General features: G+C 73.2%; 17 protein-coding genes and 1 tRNA gene. 7 read left to right on the top strand and 11 right to left on the bottom strand.

Features of this window, described 5'->3' with window-relative positions; all coding sequences use genetic code 11:
* Window positions 1-78: 78 nt before the first annotated feature.
* On the bottom strand, window positions 79-219 hold the full coding sequence (locus tag AB0B35_RS00540) for a hypothetical protein (protein ID WP_361038920.1): 141 nt from the start codon (window positions 217-219) through the stop codon (window positions 79-81).
* A 106-nt stretch (window positions 220-325) separates the two neighbouring features.
* Complete coding sequence (locus tag AB0B35_RS00535) at window positions 326-850, bottom strand: DUF4142 domain-containing protein (RefSeq protein WP_361038918.1); 525 nt, start codon at window positions 848-850, stop codon at window positions 326-328.
* Window positions 851-1001: 151 nt separating this feature from the next.
* On the opposite strand from AB0B35_RS00535, the gene AB0B35_RS00530 reads away from it, so the two are divergent.
* From AB0B35_RS00530 to AB0B35_RS00520, 3 genes are all read left to right on the top strand, one after another.
* Window positions 1002-1073 (top strand) — tRNA-OTHER (locus AB0B35_RS00530).
* A 36-nt stretch (window positions 1074-1109) separates the two neighbouring features.
* Complete coding sequence (locus tag AB0B35_RS00525) at window positions 1110-2327, top strand: ankyrin repeat domain-containing protein (protein ID WP_361038915.1); 1218 nt, start codon at window positions 1110-1112, stop codon at window positions 2325-2327.
* A gap of 227 nt (window positions 2328-2554) precedes the next feature.
* The gene (locus tag AB0B35_RS00520) at window positions 2555-3619 is read left to right on the top strand and encodes a LacI family DNA-binding transcriptional regulator (protein WP_361038912.1); all 1065 of its coding nucleotides are present in this window, start codon (window positions 2555-2557) and stop codon (window positions 3617-3619) included.
* Here the strand turns inward: AB0B35_RS00520 and AB0B35_RS00515 are convergent.
* From AB0B35_RS00515 to AB0B35_RS00505, 3 genes are read right to left on the bottom strand one after another with little or no spacing between them, the layout of a single operon-like run.
* The gene (locus AB0B35_RS00515) at window positions 3568-5631 is read right to left on the bottom strand and encodes a hypothetical protein (protein WP_361038910.1); all 2064 of its coding nucleotides are present in this window, start codon (window positions 5629-5631) and stop codon (window positions 3568-3570) included. The two genes, AB0B35_RS00520 and AB0B35_RS00515, sit on opposite strands and share 52 nt — an antisense overlap.
* Window positions 5628-7619 (bottom strand): hypothetical protein, encoded by a 1992-nt coding sequence (locus AB0B35_RS00510; protein WP_361038907.1) that lies wholly within the window; start codon window positions 7617-7619, stop codon window positions 5628-5630. The genes AB0B35_RS00515 and AB0B35_RS00510 overlap by 4 nt, the downstream gene beginning before the upstream one ends.
* On the bottom strand, window positions 7616-9406 hold the full coding sequence (locus AB0B35_RS00505; RefSeq protein WP_361038905.1) for an HSP90 family protein: 1791 nt from the start codon (window positions 9404-9406) through the stop codon (window positions 7616-7618). Before AB0B35_RS00505 ends, AB0B35_RS00510 begins: the two co-directional genes overlap by 4 nt.
* 135 nt (window positions 9407-9541) lie before the next feature.
* On the opposite strand from AB0B35_RS00505, the gene AB0B35_RS00500 reads away from it, so the two are divergent.
* A complete protein-coding gene (locus tag AB0B35_RS00500) occupies window positions 9542-11956 on the top strand; it encodes a DUF4132 domain-containing protein (protein WP_361038903.1) in 2415 nt (804 codons plus the stop codon).
* A 72-nt stretch (window positions 11957-12028) separates the two neighbouring features.
* Here the strand turns inward: AB0B35_RS00500 and AB0B35_RS00495 are convergent, their stop codons facing one another.
* The 6 genes from AB0B35_RS00495 to AB0B35_RS00470 form a co-directional block, all read right to left on the bottom strand.
* Entirely contained in the window at window positions 12029-12493 is a 465-nt protein-coding gene (locus AB0B35_RS00495; protein ID WP_361038900.1) for a hypothetical protein, read from the bottom strand.
* A gap of 201 nt (window positions 12494-12694) precedes the next feature.
* Window positions 12695-13945 (bottom strand): hypothetical protein, encoded by a 1251-nt coding sequence (locus tag AB0B35_RS00490; protein WP_361038898.1) that lies wholly within the window; start codon window positions 13943-13945, stop codon window positions 12695-12697.
* A gap of 84 nt (window positions 13946-14029) precedes the next feature.
* The gene (locus AB0B35_RS00485) at window positions 14030-14896 is read right to left on the bottom strand and encodes an AraC family transcriptional regulator (protein WP_361038896.1); all 867 of its coding nucleotides are present in this window, start codon (window positions 14894-14896) and stop codon (window positions 14030-14032) included.
* A 95-nt stretch (window positions 14897-14991) separates the two neighbouring features.
* On the bottom strand, window positions 14992-15906 hold the full coding sequence (locus AB0B35_RS00480) for a hypothetical protein (protein WP_361038894.1): 915 nt from the start codon (window positions 15904-15906) through the stop codon (window positions 14992-14994).
* A 130-nt stretch (window positions 15907-16036) separates the two neighbouring features.
* The gene (locus AB0B35_RS00475; RefSeq protein WP_361038891.1) at window positions 16037-16696 is read right to left on the bottom strand and encodes a flavodoxin domain-containing protein; all 660 of its coding nucleotides are present in this window, start codon (window positions 16694-16696) and stop codon (window positions 16037-16039) included.
* The gene (locus tag AB0B35_RS00470; RefSeq protein WP_360530562.1) at window positions 16693-16944 is read right to left on the bottom strand and encodes a dsRBD fold-containing protein; all 252 of its coding nucleotides are present in this window, start codon (window positions 16942-16944) and stop codon (window positions 16693-16695) included. Before AB0B35_RS00470 ends, AB0B35_RS00475 begins: the two co-directional genes overlap by 4 nt.
* 372 nt (window positions 16945-17316) lie before the next feature.
* Here AB0B35_RS00470 and AB0B35_RS00465 point away from each other — a divergent pair, with 372 nt between their 5' ends.
* The 3 genes from AB0B35_RS00465 to AB0B35_RS00455 are packed head-to-tail and all read left to right on the top strand — an operon-like array spanning window position 17317 to window position 19171.
* Entirely contained in the window at window positions 17317-17790 is a 474-nt protein-coding gene (locus AB0B35_RS00465) for a hypothetical protein (protein WP_361038888.1), read from the top strand.
* Window positions 17783-18007: a helix-turn-helix transcriptional regulator gene (locus AB0B35_RS00460; RefSeq protein WP_361038885.1), complete on the top strand. Its 225-nt coding sequence runs from the start codon at window positions 17783-17785 to the stop codon at window positions 18005-18007. Before AB0B35_RS00465 ends, AB0B35_RS00460 begins: the two co-directional genes overlap by 8 nt.
* Before the next feature lie 51 nt (window positions 18008-18058).
* Window positions 18059-19171 (top strand): beta-eliminating lyase-related protein, encoded by a 1113-nt coding sequence (locus tag AB0B35_RS00455; RefSeq protein WP_361038883.1) that lies wholly within the window; start codon window positions 18059-18061, stop codon window positions 19169-19171.
* Window positions 19172-19180 lie beyond the last annotated feature (9 nt).

The raw sequence follows: 19180 nt of genomic DNA, 5'->3' as shown, positions 1-19180 counted from the left end.
GGGCACCTTCTTATCGCTCCGCGATAAGAAGGTGCCCTTCCTCTCCGGTGGCTGCTGTCTTCGCAGGACAGGGCGAGGTCAGTAGTCCTCGTCGTCGTCGTACGGCGCGAAGCCCTCGGCCGCGCTCAGGTCGATGGTGTCGTCCGCGGAGGCCACGAACTCCTCGAGCTCGTCGTCGTCGATCAGGTACGGGTTGTCTGCCTGCTGAGGTTCGCTCACGGTACGGCCTGCACTTTCACGGTCAGTGAACAGTGGTGACGCCCTCGATTAGAGCGCTGCCGTTCGGCCCGCGCGAGCTGACACTCCGTGCGTGGCCGCCGCGGGATCAGCCGGTCTGCACCTGCGCGTCGGCGCGGTTGAGCTCGGTGGTGTGCGCGATGAACATGTCGTCGGCCTGCCGGGCCAGCTCCTTGACCCGAGGGTCGAAGCCGAAGTTCAGCTCGGTGCGGGCCGCCTGCAGGCTGTCCCCCTGCGTCTGGATGTCCCGAGTGATCCACATCTGGTCGAAGGTGCCCCCGGCCGGCGTGGCCGCCAGCTCCTTGAGCGAGTCCAGCTGCTCCTGGGCGGGCTGCTTCGGCAGCGTCACCTTGACCTGGTCGGCGACCGCGACGACCGCCGCGTCGAACTTCGTGTGGTCGTCGACCATCATCTGGCCGAGCCGCCGTACCTCGTCAGACGTGCCCTTCTGCGCGGCGAGCGCGCCGGCCGCGATCTCGTACAGGTTCGCCTGGTGGATGCCGATCAGGAAGGAGGCGTCCTGCGGTGACGGCACCGCCGCCGCCGGGCTCGCCAGGCCGACGGCCAGCGCCGCCGCGGCGAGCAAAACGAACAGCCCTCTGCTCCGGTTCATGACCAAGCCTCCATCCCCCGGACCGCGCGGCGCAGCCTGATGCCGCGGGTGGCGCACGGCCGCCTGCGCCCTGGTCAGTACCCACGAACGCCGTCGCCGACACCTGCGGGCACCCGAGCGGCGATCTTCCTGCCTAGACTGCTGCGCGAGCGGGGCTGTAGCGCAGAAGTCGTCGCGCCCGCCGTCAAACGGGATGACGCCGGTGCGAATCCGGCCGGCCCCGCTCCCCATCCCCCGGCAACGCAGGAGGAGCCCCGCGATGGCCGACGCAGCACCGGCCCTGGGCGGCTGGTGGGTGCCGCTGCACCACCCGCACCCGGCCGTGGTCGCCGAGTGCACGCGCTTGCGGGAGGCCGGCGACTGGGCGGCAGCCTGCCGCGCTGCGGGGCTGATTCCTGACGTCGATCTCGCCGAGGTCGCGGCGACCTTCGGCGGGGACGTCGCCCGGCGTGTGCAGCACGACCTGCGGCAGTTCGCCCCGGATCTGCTGCGCACGTATCTACCCGACGCGCACACCGGCCATCGGTCGTGGCCGCAGATCATCGTCTTGACGGACCTGGCCGCGGTTCCCGCGGCAGGCGCGGTGCAGCCGCCGACGGAACACGTACTGGCGCTGACGTGCCTCCCGTCTGAACAGGGAGGGCCCGGCAAGGGCAGCTATCTGCGGGTGGTGACCCAGGACGCGTTGGGTGAGGTGACCCGGGGCGGGCGGTGGACGGTGATCCGGGACGACGAGCATTGGCTCAGCGACGCCCTCCTGGACGAGTTGCGGCTCAGCTACGCGGTGCTGCCCGCGTGGTGCTGGCGCGCCGACGCCCACGACGCGCGACGCGAGGCCTACCAGCGGGAGCATCCGCAGGCCGTCCGTGACCTCGTGGCCCTGCGCAACGGTGTGATGGCCCCACACCAGCTGCACCCGTTGGCCTTCGCCTCGCTGTACCCGGGCGAGGTGCAGGCGCCTTCCGTACCCGGCCAGGGGTTCCCCGCCGTACGCGTGCGCTGCGCGACCGTGTGGCACGAGGTGCAGGTCATCGACGGGAACCTGATCGCACGAGAGCACACCGAGCAGGAGGTTCGGCGCGAGCTGGCGCTGGGTGCGCTGGGCGGGCCGGTCAACGGCTGCACGGCGGTGCTGCGCACCTGGCGGACGGGTCGGGGGCGGCTGCCCAAGCGGCTGCGGTGGCAGCGGGAGTTCTTCTTCCGCTGCGCGCGGGAGGGGCGCGGTGACGTGGTGCTCGCGATGCTGGACGCCGGGTTCGATCCGGCGGTCGTGGACGGCAGCGGGGCGACGCTGCTGCACCTGCTGTCCGGGCTCGACCACGAGCGGGTGCTGCCGAAGCTGCTCGCGGCGGGCCTGCCGGTCGACGGCCGGGACAAGCTGGGCGGCACGCCGCTGCACCATGCGCGGCAGGCGGGCGCCGACGACGTGATCGCGGCCCTGCTGGCCGCCGGTGCGGACCCCGGCCCGGTGTCATGACGGCCCAGGCGTGACACCTTGTCGTCATCGGACGCGATCTGTATAACGTTATAAAGCGATCGTGGTAGATCGCCATCGGACCGGGACGGCCGCGGCCGCCGTCGTCATCGGCGACTTCCTCGGCGTCTGGCAGTGGTGCGGACGTGCCTGACCAGGCGGCGGCACCTGCGTTGACGGACCTGCCCCGGCGGTGGGGACAATGAGCGGTGAGTGGAGGAAACCCGCCGATGGCGGTCAGTCTCAAGGACATCGCCAGGCGGGCAGGCGTGTCGCAGGCGACGGTGTCCAATGTCGTCAACGGCTACCGGCCCGTCGGTGAGGCCACCCGGTCGCGGGTGCAGCAGGCCATCGACGAGCTGGGCTACACGCCCAACCTCAGCGCCCGCCACCTGCGCCGCGGCCGCACCGGCATCATCGCGCTGGCCATCCCGGAGCTGAACAACCCGTACTTCGCCGAGCTGGCCGACGCGGCGATCCGGGCGGCCACCGAACGCGGGTACACGCTGCTGCTCGACTACACCGACGGTGACCGGGACAAGGAACTCCTCGTCGCCGACGGGTTCCGGGCGCAGATCATCGACGGGCTGATCCTGTCGGCGGTGCACCTCAGCCGCGACGACGTCGCCAGCCGCACCAGCCAGACCCCGATGGTGCTGGTCGGCGAGGCGATCTACCACGCCCCGTACGACCATGTGGTCATCGACAACCTCGCCGCCAGCCGCGAGGCGATGCGGCACCTGATCGCCCTGGGACGGCGGCGGATCGCGTTCATCGGCGCGCACATCGAGGCCGACCGGGCCCCGTCGCTGCTGCGCCTGCGCGGCTACGCCGAGGCGCTGGAGGCGGCCGGGCTGCCGTTCGACCCCGACCTGACCGTCACCACCGAGGGCTTCGGCCGCGGCGACGGCGCGGCGGGCATGCGGGCGCTGCTGGCCCTGCCGGAGCCGCCGGACGCGGTGTTCGCGTTCAACGACCTGATCGCGCTGGGGGCGATCCGAGCGCTGCACGAGCACGGGCTGCGGGTTCCCGAGGACGTCTGCGTGATCGGCATCGACGACGTGGAGGAGGGCCGGTTCAGCATCCCGACCCTCACCACGATCTCGCCGGACAAGGAGATGATCGGCCGCCTCGCGGTGGAGAAGCTCCTCGACCGCATCGAGGGCCGCCCGGCCGGGCCGCCCGCGGAGTTCCAGCCGCCGTTCCGGCTGGTCGTCCGCGAGTCGGCCCCGGCGGCCCAGGCTCAGTCGTCCTCGTCCTCGTCCTCGTCGTCGGACTCGTCCTCCTCGTCGTAGCCGGCGTCCTCGTCCTCCAGCTCCCACGGCTCCAGGGCGTGCGTTTTGACCAGCGCGTTCGCGCCGGCCACATCGCCCTGGGCGCGCAGCGCCACGGCGATCACGGCGTACAACTGGCGGGTGTCGGTCTCATCGGCTCCGTCGAGGCCGCGGCGGGCGCGCTGCTCGGCCTCGGCCGGCCGCTTGCGGCGCAGCAGCCGCCAGCCGGTGAACACCGCCGCCTCACCCCGGACCACCCCGTCACCGCACTGCTCCGCCAGCTCGGCTCGGGCCATCGCCTCGTCGGCGCGGTTCTCGCTGTCGTACCACCAGGCGGCGATCAGGTTCAGCCGGCCGCACGCGGTCTCCCACTCCGCCGGATCGGCGTCGGCGGGCGGGGCCGCGGCCAGCGCGTCCGCTCGGGCCATCACCTGCTCCACGGGCTCCCAGTAGGCGACGCGGGCGCTGCTGACCGCGTCGCTCAGTGAGCACAGCTCGGCCAGCCGGTCACCGGCCTCGGCGTGCCGATCGGCGGCCAGCAGGCTGCGGTCGGCCCGCTCAGCGCCCCAGAACAGCCGGGCCGACTCGTCCAGCAGCCGGCCGTGGCCGGAGGCGGTCAGCGACGGCTCGGCCAGCAGCAGGTCGAGCACCTGCATCGCCTGGTCGCGGTGCTGTCCGCCGTCGCGGTAGAGCTGCCACAGCAGCTCCCGCGCCCGCCGCAGCGGCTCAGGCAGGCCCGCCCGCTCCAGGGCCAGCACCGCCTCCTCGGCGGCGCCGTAGCGGGTTTCGGCGTCGTTGTGCTCGCGCAGGAGCATCGCCGCGTCGAGCCGGGCCAGCGCGGCGGCGGCCACGTCGCCGGCGGCTGTATGCGCGGCGATGCGGTCCTGCACCTCGGCGAGCCGGTTGCGGGTGCGCCGCCCCGCGGTGTCCAGCACGCTCAGCGGCAGGCTGTCCACCAGTGGTGGCGCGGTCATCCGCTGCCGTGCCAGCTCGCCCTGGAACGTGGTGCCGTTGCGGGCGTCGAACCGGGCCGCGAGGTCGGTCACCAGCGCGGTCAGCTCGTCGCGAAGCGCGGTCACCGTCGTCGCCGGCCGCCGCCCGTCCGCGCCGGTCCGGCCCTGCACCGCGATGTCGCCGTGGCCACCGTCGGCCAGCCGGTTCAGCACGAGCACGGCGGGCGCGGCGAAGGCCAGCACGTCATGCGGGCTCACCGTGCCCTCCAGCCACGGCAGGTGCCGTTCCAGCAGCTCCAGGCCACGCAGCTCGTTGCCGCTGCGGCCCAGGAACGTCAGGTGCGTGCCCAGGGCCGGCAGGTGCAGCCGGTCGGTGCGCATCACCCGGTACGCGGCGCGGTGCAGCTCGGCGGCCTTGCGAAACGCGCCCGTGTGCAGGTGCGCCAGCATCAGGTTGGTGCGGATGCGCTCGGGCTGGGTGCGGCACCAGCTGTCGGCGAACGGCTTGGCGACCTCGATCGCATCGGCGTGCCGGTCCAGCATCATCAGATACCAGGCCTGCGCCGACGGCACGCACACCGAGCAGTTGGCCAGGCTGTCGCGCTTGGCGGTCACCATGTCGTGGTACGCCGCCGCAGCCTCGTCCAGGTCGCCGACGTGCAGGGCGATCTGCCAGCGGGCCTGGTGCACCGCGTGCAGGCTGTGCCCGCCGCGCAGGTAGCGGGCCCGCATGTCGTCCAGCACCGCGTACGTGCGGTCCAGCGGGATGTCGGGGAACTCCGGCAGCGCGTTCACGATCCACTTGAACTGCCAGAGGATCGACTCCTCGGTGTCCGGTCCGCCGATCTCCGGGTCGCGGTCGTAGGCGGCCAGCGACAGCGAGAACGCCAGGAACGCGCGCCGGTCGTCGCCGCCGAACACGAACTTCTCGATGGCCTCGTGCCGGAACTCGAACGTCAGCTTCGCGTCCCCGGCCGCGTCCGCGGCACGGATCACGGCGTCGAGCGCGCCGTGCTGCGCCGCGCCGTCCGGCATCGCCATGGCCGCCGCGAACTCGTTGCGCAACTGCTGTTCATTCATCGCCACAGCGTCTCCCCCTCCAGCTCGTCGAAGTCGTCCTCGTCAACGGACCAGTCCTCGGCGAGTTCGGCGAAATCGCGGCCGAGGGCGTGCAGCACGGCCGCATACAGCAGGGCGGTCTCCCACTGCTCGTCCTGCTCGAACGCGGCGCGGGCGAGCGGCTCGGCCGCCTCGGCCCGCCCGGCGCGCAGCAGTGCCAGCGTCTCGACCCGGGCCAGCCGCTCGCGCAGCGGGTCGCCGCTCGGGACGAGCCGCGCGCCGTCGCGGGCCTGCGCGGCCGCGTCGGCGAAGTGACCAGCCAGGTGCAGTCGCCGGGCGTCGGCCAGGGCCAGCCGGGCGCGGCGCGGACGCCAGTCGTCGTCGCCGACGGGTGCGGCGGCGGCGAGTTTGCGGGCCCGCTCCACCACGGCCTCGTCGACGATGCGGGTCACCGCCAGCAGGGCGTCGAAGGCCGCGCCGGGGTCGCCCGCCGACGCGAACCCGTCGGCCGCCGCCTGCACGCGGGCCGCGGCACGGTCCCGGTCGGGGTCCCCCTTCGCCGCGGCCAGCAGCAACGTGATCCGGCTCGGTGCGTCGGCGGGCAGCGCCGGTGCGGCGAGCGCCGCGTCGAGCGCTTCCAGCGCCTCGGGCCAGCGGTGCGCGTCGCGGTGCAGCTCCCACAGCAGCAGCCGGCAGCGCTGCACGTCTTCGTGCCGCCCGGCGCGCGAGAGCCGGCCCAGCGCCTCCTCGGCGCTGTCCAGCGCGTCCTGGGCACGGTTCGCACGCCGCTGCTCGTACGCCGCGTCCAGCAACGCCGTCGCGGCGGTGTCCGTGTCGCCCCGGGCGTCGGCTTCGCCCACCACGTCCATCAGCGCGGCGACCGCTGAGGTCATGCGCTCGCGCGGCCGGGTCGCCACACTCATCGACAGCCGGTCGGTCAGCGGATCGGCGGTCAGGTGCCCCTCGACCCGGGAGCTGACGTGCGAGTTGCCGTTGCGGGCGTCGAAGCGCGCGGCGATCTCACGGGCCAGTGCGGTCACCTCCGCGCCGACCTGCGCGACCGTGCTCGCGGCCGGGCCGCCCGGCACCGCGGCGACGGGCAGGTCGCCGTGCCCGGCCTCGGTCAGCCGCCGCAGCACCTGCCCGGCCGCGGCCGCGAACTCCATCGCCGTGTACGGCGACGACGGCGCGTCCAGCCAGCCCCGGTGCCGCTCGATCAGCTCCAGCCCGCGGGTCTCGTTGCCGGACAGCCCGCAGAACCGCAGGTGCGCGGCGATGTTGTCCAGGTGGTGCCGGTTGGCGCGCATACGCGGGTAACCGAAGCGGTGCGCGTCCACGGCGTCGGCGTGCCGCCCGGTGCGCAGGTACGGCAGCAGCAGCTCGGACAGCATCCAGTGCGGCTGCTCGGTGCAGCCGCCCCGGGAGAACGGGCGGCCCAGCTCGATGGCCTCCTCGTCCCGGCCGTGCGACACCAGGTGCCGGACCTGGCCCGACGGCACGCAGGCGGCGCAGTCCGACAGCCCGTCCCGGGGCGCGGTCACCAGCTTGTCGTACCAGTGGTCGGCCGCCGGGTCTCCGGTGTGGTGGGCGACCAGCCAGCGGTGCTGGTACACCGCGTGCAGGCTGTGTCCGCCGCGCCGGTAGCGCGCCTCCATGTCGTCGAGCACGGCCCGGGTGCGGTCCAGCGGGATCTCGGGGAACTGCGGCAGCGACCAGACCACCCACTTGAACCGCCAGAGCAGCGCGCGGTCGCCGTGTCCGTCCGTCGCCTCGGCATCGGTGTCGCAGACCTGCAGGCAGTGCGAGAACGCCAGGAACAGCCGCGCCGGGTCGCCGTGGTGGTGGAACTCGTTCATCGCCGACAGCCGCCACGCGAACGCCTCCCGGCGCATGCCCGCGGCGTCGGCGTGGCGCAGCGCGGCGTCGTACGCGGCGAACCGGGCGGGTCCGACCGGGAACCGGTGCGCCTCGTGCCACAGCTCGTGCACGGCCTGCTCGGTCATCGTCACGCGGCACCGCCGTGCATGGCGCGGCCGAGCAGGCCCAGGAACGACTGGTTGAGCGCGGCCGTGTCGACCGGGCGCAGCGGCTGGCGGCCCAGCAGCAGCGCCTGCACGTACAGGCCCTCCACGACCAGCACCGTCAGGTCCGGGTCGGTGACCGTGACGGCCTGGCGGATCAGCGGGTTGCGGTGGTTCAGCACGAGCTGCGGCCGGTCGGTGCGCCCGGCGGTGAACGAGCCCAGGATCGAGGCCCACACGTCGTCGACGTCCTCCTGGCCGCGCTTCAGGTCCAGGTGCAGCGCGGTGTCGCCGTCGAGCAGGTACAGCGCGGGCAGGCCGGCCGGGTCGAAGGCGCGGATCAGCACCTCGACGCCGAAGCGGTCCAGCGCCCGCTGCGCGCCGACCAGGAAGGCCCGCAGCCGCAGCTCGTCGTCCGGGGCGAGCTCCTCCAGCCGGGTGGACAGGTCGCTGGCCGACAGCGCCTCGGTGGTGATCTTCTCGTCGAGGGCGGGCAGCCGGGTCAGCAGCTCGGCGTCGTAGACGTAACCGGCGTTGACGACGGCCAGGCCCTGCGCCGAGGCGACGGCGGCGATCTGCCGGAACTCGTCCAGCGACGGCACGAAACGCACCACGCCGTAGGTGTCGCGGAACTGGGCCAGGGTCATCGGGCCTACCGTGGTCTCGTACGGCCACCACTGCTCGACCAGCCGCAGCATCTCGTCGTCGTGCACCGCGAGCGCCTTCACACCCAGGTGGTGGATGCGCAGGAACTGCTGCAGCTTCGCCTCGTCGACCGTGCCGAGCCGGGTCATCCAGCCGCGCAACTGGTCACCCAGCGACTCGCGGACCTGCGCCAGCAGCGTGTCGTCGTACAGCGCCTCGCGGCTGGCCGTCGGGCGCAGCTCGGTGGTGTCGATGACGCAGCGCACGAAGAACGCCCACTCGGGCAGCAGCCCCTCGACACCCTCGCTGAGCAGCATCTGCTTCAGGTACACCCGGTGCGCCACGCGGGCGGCCGGGTTGGACGGCATCGGCAGCACGAACGCCACGCCGCGCAGTCCGGCCTCGGCGACATCCAGGTCGATCACGTCGAACGGCGTGAACCCGAAGGCCTCCTCGGCGTACGACAGCAGCCGCGCCCGCCGCGCCACCTGCGCCTCACCCTCGCCCGTCTCCCACGGGGCCAGCCCGGTGGTGATCGGCTCACCGTCGACCTGGACCGTGATCGGCAGCATCGAGCCGTACAGTCCCGCCAGCTCGCGCACGGTCTGCGGCAGCAGCCACTCCTCCGCGCCGCGCCGCGGCCGCAGCGTCACGACAGTGCCCGGCGCGGCGAGCGCGTCGTCGCCGTCCAGCACCCGCACCTGGTAGCTGCCGTCCGAGGAGCCCAGCCACTCCACGGTCGGGTTGTCGCCGCACCGGGTACGCACCTGGATCGTGTCGGCGACCAGGAAGCACGACAGCAGGCCGATGCCGAACTGGCCCAGGAACTCGTGCCGGGCGAAGCCGAGATCGTCGCGCTTGGAGCTGCGGCCGATCGTGGCCAGCAGCTCGTGCACCTGGGGCTCGGTCAGCCCGATGCCGTTGTCGGTGATGGTCAGCGGCTGCCCGGCGGCCTTCGGGGCGCTGATCTCGATGGCGCCGGCGTGCTCGGGGTCGTTCACCCGCACCGCGGTGATCGCGTCGACGGCGTTCTGCATCAGCTCGCGGACGTACACCCGCGGGCTGGCGTAGAGGTGGTGGCTGAGCAGGTCGACGATGCCGCGCAGATCGACATGGAAGGTGTACGACACGAGGTTCCTCCGTGGTGGGGTGTACGCGGTCGCCGACCCTACCGTCCGTCACCGACGTTCGCGGACTGGTTTACCGCCGCGGCGGCTGTCGGTGTTCGCTGGCACCATGTCGCCCACGAGGGAGAGAGGTGGCTCGTGGAGCAGCTGATTCCGAAGCTGTCGGACGTCTGGCAGGAGCACCTGGACGCCGACAGCGAGGCGTCGGGCAGACGGCTGGGCAACGTGCTGGGCACGGCGTGGAAGGGCTGGGTCCGTGATCTCACGGCGCTGCCCGGCTGGGCGGCGGTGCAGGCGTGGCCGCCGCAGGACCGGCGCGGCCCGGCCATGCACCTGCACGCCCTGGCCTGCGCCGGACGGCTCGACTGGCCGACGCAGCGGGACCTGCTGCGCCACCTGGCCGCCGAGGACGCGCCGTGGACGAGCGCCCACCTGTCCTGGTGCCTGCGCCAGGTGGCCCGCAGCGTCGGGTGCGACGGCGAGCTGCTGCACCTGGAACTGCCGGCCGCCCTCGCCGCCCGGCTGCCCGGCGCGCAGCTGGTGGGCCACCAGCGCGCGCTGGAGGCGGTGCTGGCGATCGTCGAGGAGAACCCGCCGGACGACGTACGGCTCGAACGCCGGCTCAGCGCCGCGCTGAACGCCGGGATCAGGAAGGCCGGCAATCATGCGTTGCCGGTGTGGCTCGGGCAGTCCGCGGGCACGCTCGGCGCGGCCGTGCAGGACCGGCTCGGCGACGTGCTGCGCGGCACCGGCGTCGGCGACCTGCTCGACCACTGCTCGACCCTGGAGAAGCTCACGCCCGACGTCCGGTGGCGGCGGCGTGCCGAGCAGTTGCTGTCGGCCGCGGCCGGGGGCGACGACGTCGTACGCGGCATCCTCGGCTGCTTCGCCGAGCACACCTCGTATGTCTTCGAGGAGGCGGACCGGCTGCTGCGCGCGCTGGCCTGGCTGCTGGCCGCCGATCCGGGCCCCGCGGCGACCGCGCTGATGGCCCGGGTCACCGACGCCGCGGCCCTGTCGCCTCACGGGGACGGCCATCCCCGCGCGCCGCTGACCGCGAACGCGGCGGTCACGCTGCTGGCCAGGCGCGACGGCGACGTGCCGCTGACCACTCTGGCGCGGCTCAGCACCGCCGTGCGCAACAAGGGCCTGCAGAAGCGGGTGCGGGCCACACTCGCGCAGCTCGGCGAGGCGCGCGGCCGCACGTACGCCGAGATGCTGGAGCTGTGCGTGGCGACCCACGGCCTGGGCGCCGACGGGCGGCTCGTCGAGCCCGTCGGCGGCTACCAGGCGGTGGTGGCGCTCGTGGATGAGCGCGCGCGGCTGAGCTTCCGCGACGGCGACTCGGTCCTGCGCTCGGTGCCCGCCGCGGTGCGCGACGGCCACCCCGCCGACCTCAAACGGCTGCGCGAGCTGGTCAAGGAGATCGGCCGGACGGTGACCGCGGAGCGTCGGCGGGTCGAGTCCGTGCTGTCGGAGGAGCGCGACTGGGCGTACGCCGACTGGACCGCGCGTTATCTCGACCACGCCGTCACCGGCGTCTTCGGACGGTCGCTGATCTGGGAGACCGGCGACGGCGAAGGCTGGACGGCGGGCGTTCCGGTCCGCGACGGCGACGGCTGGGCCCTGCGCGGCCCGAACGGCGTCACCGTGCGCGGAACCCGGGTCCGGCTCTGGCACCCGGTGCGGGCCACGGCCGCCGAGGTGGCCCGATGGCGCGACCACGTGGCGGCCGGGGCGCTGCGCCAGCCGTTCAAGCAGGCGTTCCGCGAGGTCTACCGGCTCACCCCGGCCGAGGAGCAGACCGCGACGTACTCGAACAGGTTCGCCGCGCACATCCTTCGCTACCGGCAGGCCAACGCACTGATGCGGGCTCGCGGCTGGCACGCCGGTTTCCTCGGGCCGTGGGACGGCGGCTACCACAGCGAGGCGGTTCGCGAACTCGGCGGCGGCGGGTGGCGGGCCTCGTTCGACCACGCGCTGGCCGACGGCACCGACCGCCGCCACGGCGAGGCCCGTTACTGCACCACCGACCAGGTGCGGTTCGCCCGCCGGGACGGGCGCGGCTGGCGGGACGTGCCGCTGGCCGAGGTGCCCGTGCCGGTATTCAGCGAGGCGATGCGCGATGTGGACCTGTTCGTCGGCGTCACCTCGATCGCCGCCGACCCGCAGTGGGCCGATCACGGCGAGCGCCGGTTCGACGACTACTGGCGCAGTGCCGGGTTCGGCGAGCTGACGGCCACGGCGCAGATGCGCCGCGAGGCTCTGGAACGGCTGCTGCCGCGTACCCGGCTCGCGACCCGGACGTCACTCACCGAGCGCTGGCTGCGGGTTCAGAGCAGCCTGCGGGCGTATCGCATCCATCTGGGTTCAGGCAACGTCCTGATGGAACCCGACGACGCCTACCTGTGCATCGTGCCCGCCCGGTCGCCCGCGGTGCGGCTGCCGTTCGACGAGGACACCGTGCTGAACGCGATCGTGGCCAAGGCGTTCCTGCTGGCCGCCGATGAGAAGATCACCGACCCGTCGATCCTGCGGCAGCTCGGACGGTGAACCACAGCGGGCCGTGATCGCCGGTGCCCGCCTGCTGAGGGCTGCGGGCACCGGCCTTTCCGGCGTGCGGGCTTACTCGGCTGTCCCCGGCCGCTGCCCGGCCGCCGTCCGCCCGCCGACTGGCGGCAGCTTCTTGCCGGCGTAGCAGACGGTCACCGCGCAGCCCTTCGCGACGTGCAGGTCAGGGCGGTACAGGTCGAGGAACTCCTGGCGTGCGGCCGACGATTCGGCGGTGCGGCCGACGGCGTGGAGATCGAACTGAAGGGCGTACAGCGCCCAGATCAGCAGGTCGGTGGCGTGGTGGTCCTGGACGGGGTCGATCTGTCGAGCGTTCGCGACCGCCTCCTCGGCGAGCCGGAGCCGGGTGTCCGGCGAGTCCGTGACGCGCTCCAGGCGCAGGAGCGCGCTCACCAGGCGGGAGCGGTATCCGGGGGTGCGGGCGGCCAGCGTGCGGCAGGCCCATACCTCCGCCGCGAGGTCCGGTCCGGTGGACGAGAGGAGAACGGTCCGCGCGATGTGCTCAGCGTCGATCAACATGCCTCCGTGGCTCGGTGGACACAACGCGACGCCCACCGCGGGCGGCGGGCGTCGCGTGCCGGTTCCCGAGGGGCGCCACCTCGAAAACGGACACGAGCGGGAAGCTTAGGCAGCGTGCATCGCAGGTCGCGACGGTCGAACGGCCGAGTGAAGATCGCGCGGAACCGCCTTATGCTGATGGCGGTTCAACCTCCGGTGCGTTCAGACGGGCGGCCGCCGGGTGTCCGTCGAGGACTTCTTCAGCGAGAAGTCGGAGCAGCCCGGGTCGGTGATCTCGCCGCGGATGCTCTGCCCGGCCAGGGGTGAGAACGAGGCTTCGAGCCCGACCATGATGTAGTCGCCCGGCCGTTTGATCCAGTGGTCCGGCTCCAGCGTGAAGCCGGTCGCCGTGTACGAGCCCTCGACCACGTACGACCCGCGCGGCACGTTCGGGTTGCTCTTCACCGGGAAGAACTCGAAGGTCGCCTCGACCTCGTGGTCGTCGACCACGAAGATGACCAGCTTCAGCCCGGTCAGGCCCTGCCGGCAGCGGTAGGTGCCCTCCCACGTCCCGTTGAGATAGGCCCGCGCCGCTGTGAGCCGGTCCTCGGACGGAGTGGGCGAGGGCAGCGGCGAAGGGCTCGCCGTGGGGGTCGGCGCGACCACGAGGTTCGGTGCGGCCGGGCTGTCGGGCCGCTGGATCAGGTACCACGCGCCGCCGGCGACGAGCACGAGCGCCACCAGGGCGGCCACTCCGGCGAGCACCCAGGTGAGCGTCTGCGATCCGCCGGAGCGGGATGCCGTCGCGGGCGGCGACCACGGCGGCAGCGCCTCGGTGGGCGGCGGATACGCCCCCGGGGCCAGCGGCAGCGTGCCGGTCGTCGCGAACATCGGCGGCGCGAGGTCGTTGAGCAGCGCGTCCAGCCAGGTGCTGAGGGTGTGCACCCGACCCGACGGCGTGGCGGACAGCGCGTTGAGCAGCCGGTGCTGGAAGGCGGGGAACGCCGCGCACAGCGGGTTCGCGCGCAACAGGTCCGACAGCCGGACCAGGTCGATGCCCACTCGCGGGCCGGGCCCCTGGTGCGGCGGGTGGACCGGCGGGGGCGCGCCCAGCACGGCGTGCACGACGGTGGCGACGAACGCGTAACGGTCGGCGTCGGGGCTGGTCAGCGCGCCGGGCAGGAAGAGTTCCGGGGCGGCGTACGGGGTGCTGCGGGCGGCCACCAGGGAGCCGTCGACGGTCCACAGCTCGCCGAGGTCGGCGGGGCTGCTGGAGCCGTCGGGGCGGACCACGATGGTGGCCGGTTTGACGTCGCCGTGCGCGACCGGAACGCCGGTGCGGCGGCCCGAGTGCAGGTCGTCCAGGACGGCGGCGGTCCCGGCGAGCACGCGGATCCGCTGTGCCAGCCCTTCATACGGGTTGAGCGCGAGCCAGTCGAGATAGGACTGGTCGCCGAACCGGTTGTCGTACACAGCACCCCCTGTCTCGGGACAATATAGATGGCCGTGTCGCCAGGGCGGACCGCCCGCACCGGCACGGGTGCGGGCGGTCCAGGATCAGGCCGGGATCCGCTCGACCGGGATCCACAGCTGGGCGTCGACGTGCGTGCCGTCGGCCGAGATCCGGTTCTGCGACAGCTCCGGCCCGGGACGGCTGCGGTACGGGTTCGACGGAAACCACTGCGTGTACACGTCGCGCCAGAGGAACTGCACCGCCTCCGGGAACGCGCCGGAGGCCTCGAACACCGCCCACGTGCCCGCCGCGACCGGCAGCGCCTGCAGATCCGCGGGCGCGTCCGCGCCGGTGACCACGCCGTGCCAGTAGTCCAGCTCGACGCCGGAGGACCGGTCCTCGCCCAGGCCCGCGCTGACGTTCACGATGCCGCCCGGCTCCTGGTCGCTGAGCGCCTCGATGCGCGCGACCGTCTCCTTCGGGATGCCCTTCAGGAACGCGACGATCGCCGGGTTCATCCCTTCGTGCACCAGCGGGACCCGCGCCTTGAGGCCGACCAGCTGGAACTTCTCCTTCTCCACCACCCGATATCGCATGGTGCTGCTCCCTTCGACGATGAGCCGGAAGGACATCCGGGGGTACGCCCGCAGCGTCGCCCCGCCGCGGCGCGCCTCGCCCGGCCCGACGCCGTGCACGGCCTTGAACGCCCGCGCGAACGCCTCGCCCGAGCCGTAGCCGTAGCGCACCGCGATGTCGAGCAGCGTGCGCTCGCCGGCCAGCACCTCGGCCCCGGCGACCGTCATGCGCCGCCGCCGGACGTACTCCGACAGCGGCACCCCGGCCAGCGCCGAGAACATGCGCCGGAAGTGGTACTCCGACGTCATCGCGATCCGCGCCAGCTCGGCGATCTCGATCTCCCGATCGAGGTGCCGCTCGACGTGTTCCAGCGCCTGGTTGAGCTGCTCCAGCACCCCGGACTCCCTCCTGTTTCCGAACACCACGCTAGGGGGAGCGGGGCCTGCCCGACCCGACTTACGGTGCCCGCCGCGGTCGGGTGCTCCGCCGGTCAGAGTAGGTCGGACAGGGTGCGCAGCTGGGTGGCGACCGACTGGCCGATGGCGCGCCCGTGCGCCTCGCCGCCGGAGGAGTAGCGGGTCAGCACGGCCATGGTCCAGTCGTCGCCCAGCGCCAGGCAGTTGACGTTGTAGAAGCCGTACGGCGCGGGTCGCCACACCCAGCCGTTCTTGATGGCGATCCTGGACTGCTCCGCGGCCGGGAAGGCGCGCCGGATGCCGAAGTCGCCGGTGCCGCGCACCGCGCGCATCTCCCCGATGAGGTAGTCGGTCCAGGTCGGGCCGGCCGCCGCGCCGGTGCCGATGGCGTGGGCGATGCGGCAGGTGTCGCGCGCCGACAGCTTGGTCTTGCTCCAGTCGGGCCCGGCTTCGGAGTCGGTCAGCTTGCAGATCGAGATCAGCCGGGTGATCGTGTTGCGCCCGCCGAGTTCGTTCCACAGGAGCGTGGCCACGCCGTTGTCGCTGTCGCGGATCAGCTTGGTGATCTCGGCGAACCGGGCCGCACTCGGCGTCCGGCCCGCCTCGGTGGCGCGGCGCAGGTAGTCGGCGGCCAGCCAGGCCTTGATCATCGAGGCGGTCATGTTCGTCTCGTGCAGGTTCTTCGCGCCGACGATCTCGCCGGTGCCGCGGTTCATCAGCGCCCAGCTGTACCAGCCGCTGGTGGTGATTTTGATCAGGTCGCCGGCGTTCGCCGCGGTCAGCGTGCGGGCCCGCTCCACGCCCGGCGGACCGGGCTGGGCGGGCACGGCGACCGGCGCGGTGTCGGGCAGGGCGGCCGGTTCGTGCCAGACCGCCGCCGCGCCGGGGTCCGCGCCGCCGCGGCCGGCCAGCCAGAAACCGCCGGTGGCCAGCGCGGCCACGCCCGCGCCGCCGGCCAGCAGGGCGCGTCGACGGGTGTGCTCGGTCATGAGGGGGTGCTCCGGGGGGTGCGGAGTGGCGGCCGGCGGGCGGGGGTGCGCGTCGGCGGTTCAGTGCGGGGGTGAGGTCATCCCGTCGATGATGCCCCAAGCCGGGGCCTCGTGTGGTCCGCGAACCGGGTCAGTCCAGGCTGATCGTTCCGGTGATGGTGGTCGGGCCGGCCGCGGCGAGCGTCTCGGCGATGCCCTCGGCCCAGCCGCGGATCGCGTCCCAGTCCCGGAAGTCGCCCTCGGGCGCGCGCAGCGCCACGACCAGCGCCTGCTCGGCGATGCTCAGCCGGCTGTGCTCCAGCCGCCCGGCGAAGACCTTGTGCTCACGGGCGGCGGTGGCCTCGGCGATGGCGATGACGTCGACCGGGTCCTCGTCGGGCATCGGCGGGTCGCCGACCGGGCCGCTGGAGAACAGCCACACCGGCCGGGCCGACAGCACCGCCGCGTGGCTCTGCACGAACCAGCGGGCCGGTTGCAGCCAGTGCCCGGAGTACACCGCGCTGCCGATGACGAACGCGTCGAAGCCGTCGACCTGCACGGATGGGTCGATCTCGACCGCGTCGGCTTCGAAACCGCGCTCCCGGAGCACCTTGGCGATGGCGTTGGCGATCTCCGCCGTCGCCTCGTACTTCGACGCCGCGGCCACCAGCACGCGGCGCGGCGGGCCGGTCTGGCCGGTCAGCGCCTCGGGCAGCTCTTCCAGCTGCGCCATGACCAGGCGCTGCAGCGGCGGCTCCAGCAGCGGCGGTGCGGTGACGGGGGCGGTGGCGGGAGCGGGAGCCGTGGTCATGCCGGGGTCCGCTCCAGGTCGGCGTCCGCCTGCGCGAGCAGCCGCTGTCCCAGTTCCACCAGGGCCCGGCCGGCGGCCAGTTCGTCGCCGATCTCGGGCACCTCCTCGTCGAACCGGTTGCGGGCCGCGCTGCCGTCGCCGCGCAGCGCCGCCGCCGTGCCGCCGGTGTCGAGGCGGGCGTGTGCCTGCGTACGGCCGGAGCCGTCGTCGTCGATCGTGATGTCGACGGTCCAGTGCTTGGTGCTCATCGGCCCGGCCTCCCGGCAGTCACGCGCCGACACGCCGTCAGGTCGCGTGCCGCCCCTGCCATTGTCGCGCCCGTACCGCCCTGCTTGGGCCGGTTGGCCTGCACAAAGGCATTTCCGGCCGGATCGCGGCCGCCGCGCCCGGTGACGTGGTGACGGCGCGACGGGCCGCCGCTCACTATGGTGTGCGTGTGTCCAGCGAACAGGTGTACGCCGGTGTGTTCGGCACCGTGCTCGGAATCGCGCTGCTCATCGCCGCCATCAGGTGGATGTTCGGCAAGCGGTGATGTAAAAGATAGCTAACATGGTGTACGCTCCGGTGTGCCGGCGATGTCAAGAATTCTTTACATCACCGGCTGACCGAGAGGAGCCGCCATGACCTCCTGCAAGCCCGCGCCCGCCGCCGACACCGACCGCGTCCCGACCACCTACGAGGAACGCAACACCTGGTGCATGGCGATCCTGGTGCCCGTCACGTCCCTGGCGTACTTCGCCGTGGTCATCCCGCGCCTGTGGCGCCAGCCCGTGGCGGAGATCGCCTGGGTGACGCCGATGCTGTGGGCGATGGGAGCCACCGTCGTCGGCACCATCCTCGGCTCCATCGTGGCGGCCATGCTCGCCCGGGACGGCCATACCGAGTCCGACGTGCGCGACCGGGAGATCGTCCGGCACGGCGACCGCATCGCCCAGAACGTGCTGGGGTTCGGGGCCGCCGCCGTGCTGGTGCTGGCGATGGTGCGGGCAGACCAGTTCTGGATCGGCAACGTGCTGTTCCTGCTCGGGGCCGTCGGCACGACCTGGGGCGCCGTCGCGAGGATCCGGGCCTACCGCGGGGCGTTCCATGGTTAAACCGACCCGTGTCACCAACCGCATCCGGGTGCTGCGCGCCGAGCACGGCGAGATGACCCAGGCCGAGCTGGCCGAGCGGGTCGGCGTCACCCGGCAGACCGTCATCGCCATCGAGCAGGGACGCTACTCGCCGTCGCTGGAGATGGCGTTCCAGATCGCCCACGTGTTCAAGGTGCCCCTCGACGACGTGTTCCAGTACCCCGGGGACGCGGCCTGACGGGTGCCGGGGCTGCCCGCGGCCCGCGCCGGGTGGTGGCATCATGGCCCGATGGCTGCTGAGGATCCCGCGGAACGCCGCTGGCGGACGATGCGCGGCTGCGACCGGATCCTGTCCGGGCACCGCACGCCGTCCCTGCGTGAACGGCTCGCGGACCTCGCGGCCGTCGATTACGACGGGCTCGACGACCGGCCCGACTTCTACGGCGGCGGGCCGGTCGCGGCACTGGAGCGGCGGGTCGCCGGGCTGCTCGGCAAACCCGACGCCGTGTTCTTCCCGACCGGCACCATGGCCCAGCAGGTCGCGCTGCGCTGCTGGGCCGAGCGCACCGGCAACCGGGCCGTCGCGCTGCACCCGCTCGGGCACCTGGAGGTGCACGAGCGCAAGGCGTACCAGACGCTGACCGGGCTGCGCGGGGTCTGGCCGACGGCCGAGCCGCGCCAGCCCACCGCGCAGGAGGTGCGCGACCTCGACGAGCCGTTCGGCACGCTGCTGCTCGAACTGCCGCTGCGCGACGCGGGCTTCGTGCTGCCCACCTGGGACGAGCTGAACGCGGTGGTGGCCGCGGCCCGCTCGCGCGGAGCGAAGGTGCACTTCGACGGGGCCCGGCTGTGGGAGTCGGTGTTCCACCTGGGCCGGGACCTGCCGACCGTGGCGGGGCTCGCCGACAGCGTGTACGTCTCGCTGTACAAGACCCTCGGCGGGCTGTCCGGCGCGCTGCTGGCCGGGGCCGAGGACTTCACCGCGCAGGCGCGCGCCTGGCGGCACCGCTACGGCGGCCAGTTGTTCCAGCAGTGGCCCGCGGTGCTGGCCGCGCTGGCCGGCCTCGACCGGGAGCTGCCCCGCCTCGGCGAGTACGTCGCACACGCGAAGACCGTCGGCGCGGCGCTGGCCGCGCTGCCCGGCGCGCGGGTCTTCCCGCACGAGCCGCACACCCACCAGTTCCAGCTGTGGCTGCCCGGCCCGGCCGCGGCGCTCAACCAGGCCGTGCTGACCCTGGCCGAGCAGCAGAAGACCTGGTTCGCCAACGTGTTCACCGACCGGACCCCGGGCATGGCGATGACCGAGATCACGGTGGCCGCGCCGGCGCTGGAGTGGACCGCCGCCGACGTCACCGCGGCCGGGCTCGCCCTGCTGGAACTGGCCGCCGCGGCGCAGGGCTGAGAGACTGGC

The organism is Catellatospora sp. NPDC049133, assembly GCF_040648455.1.
GTDB lineage: Bacteria > Actinomycetota > Actinomycetes > Mycobacteriales > Micromonosporaceae > Catellatospora > Catellatospora aurea.
Note: the sequence above shows the minus strand (reverse complement) of the source record. Positions and strands in the feature narration are given on the sequence as shown.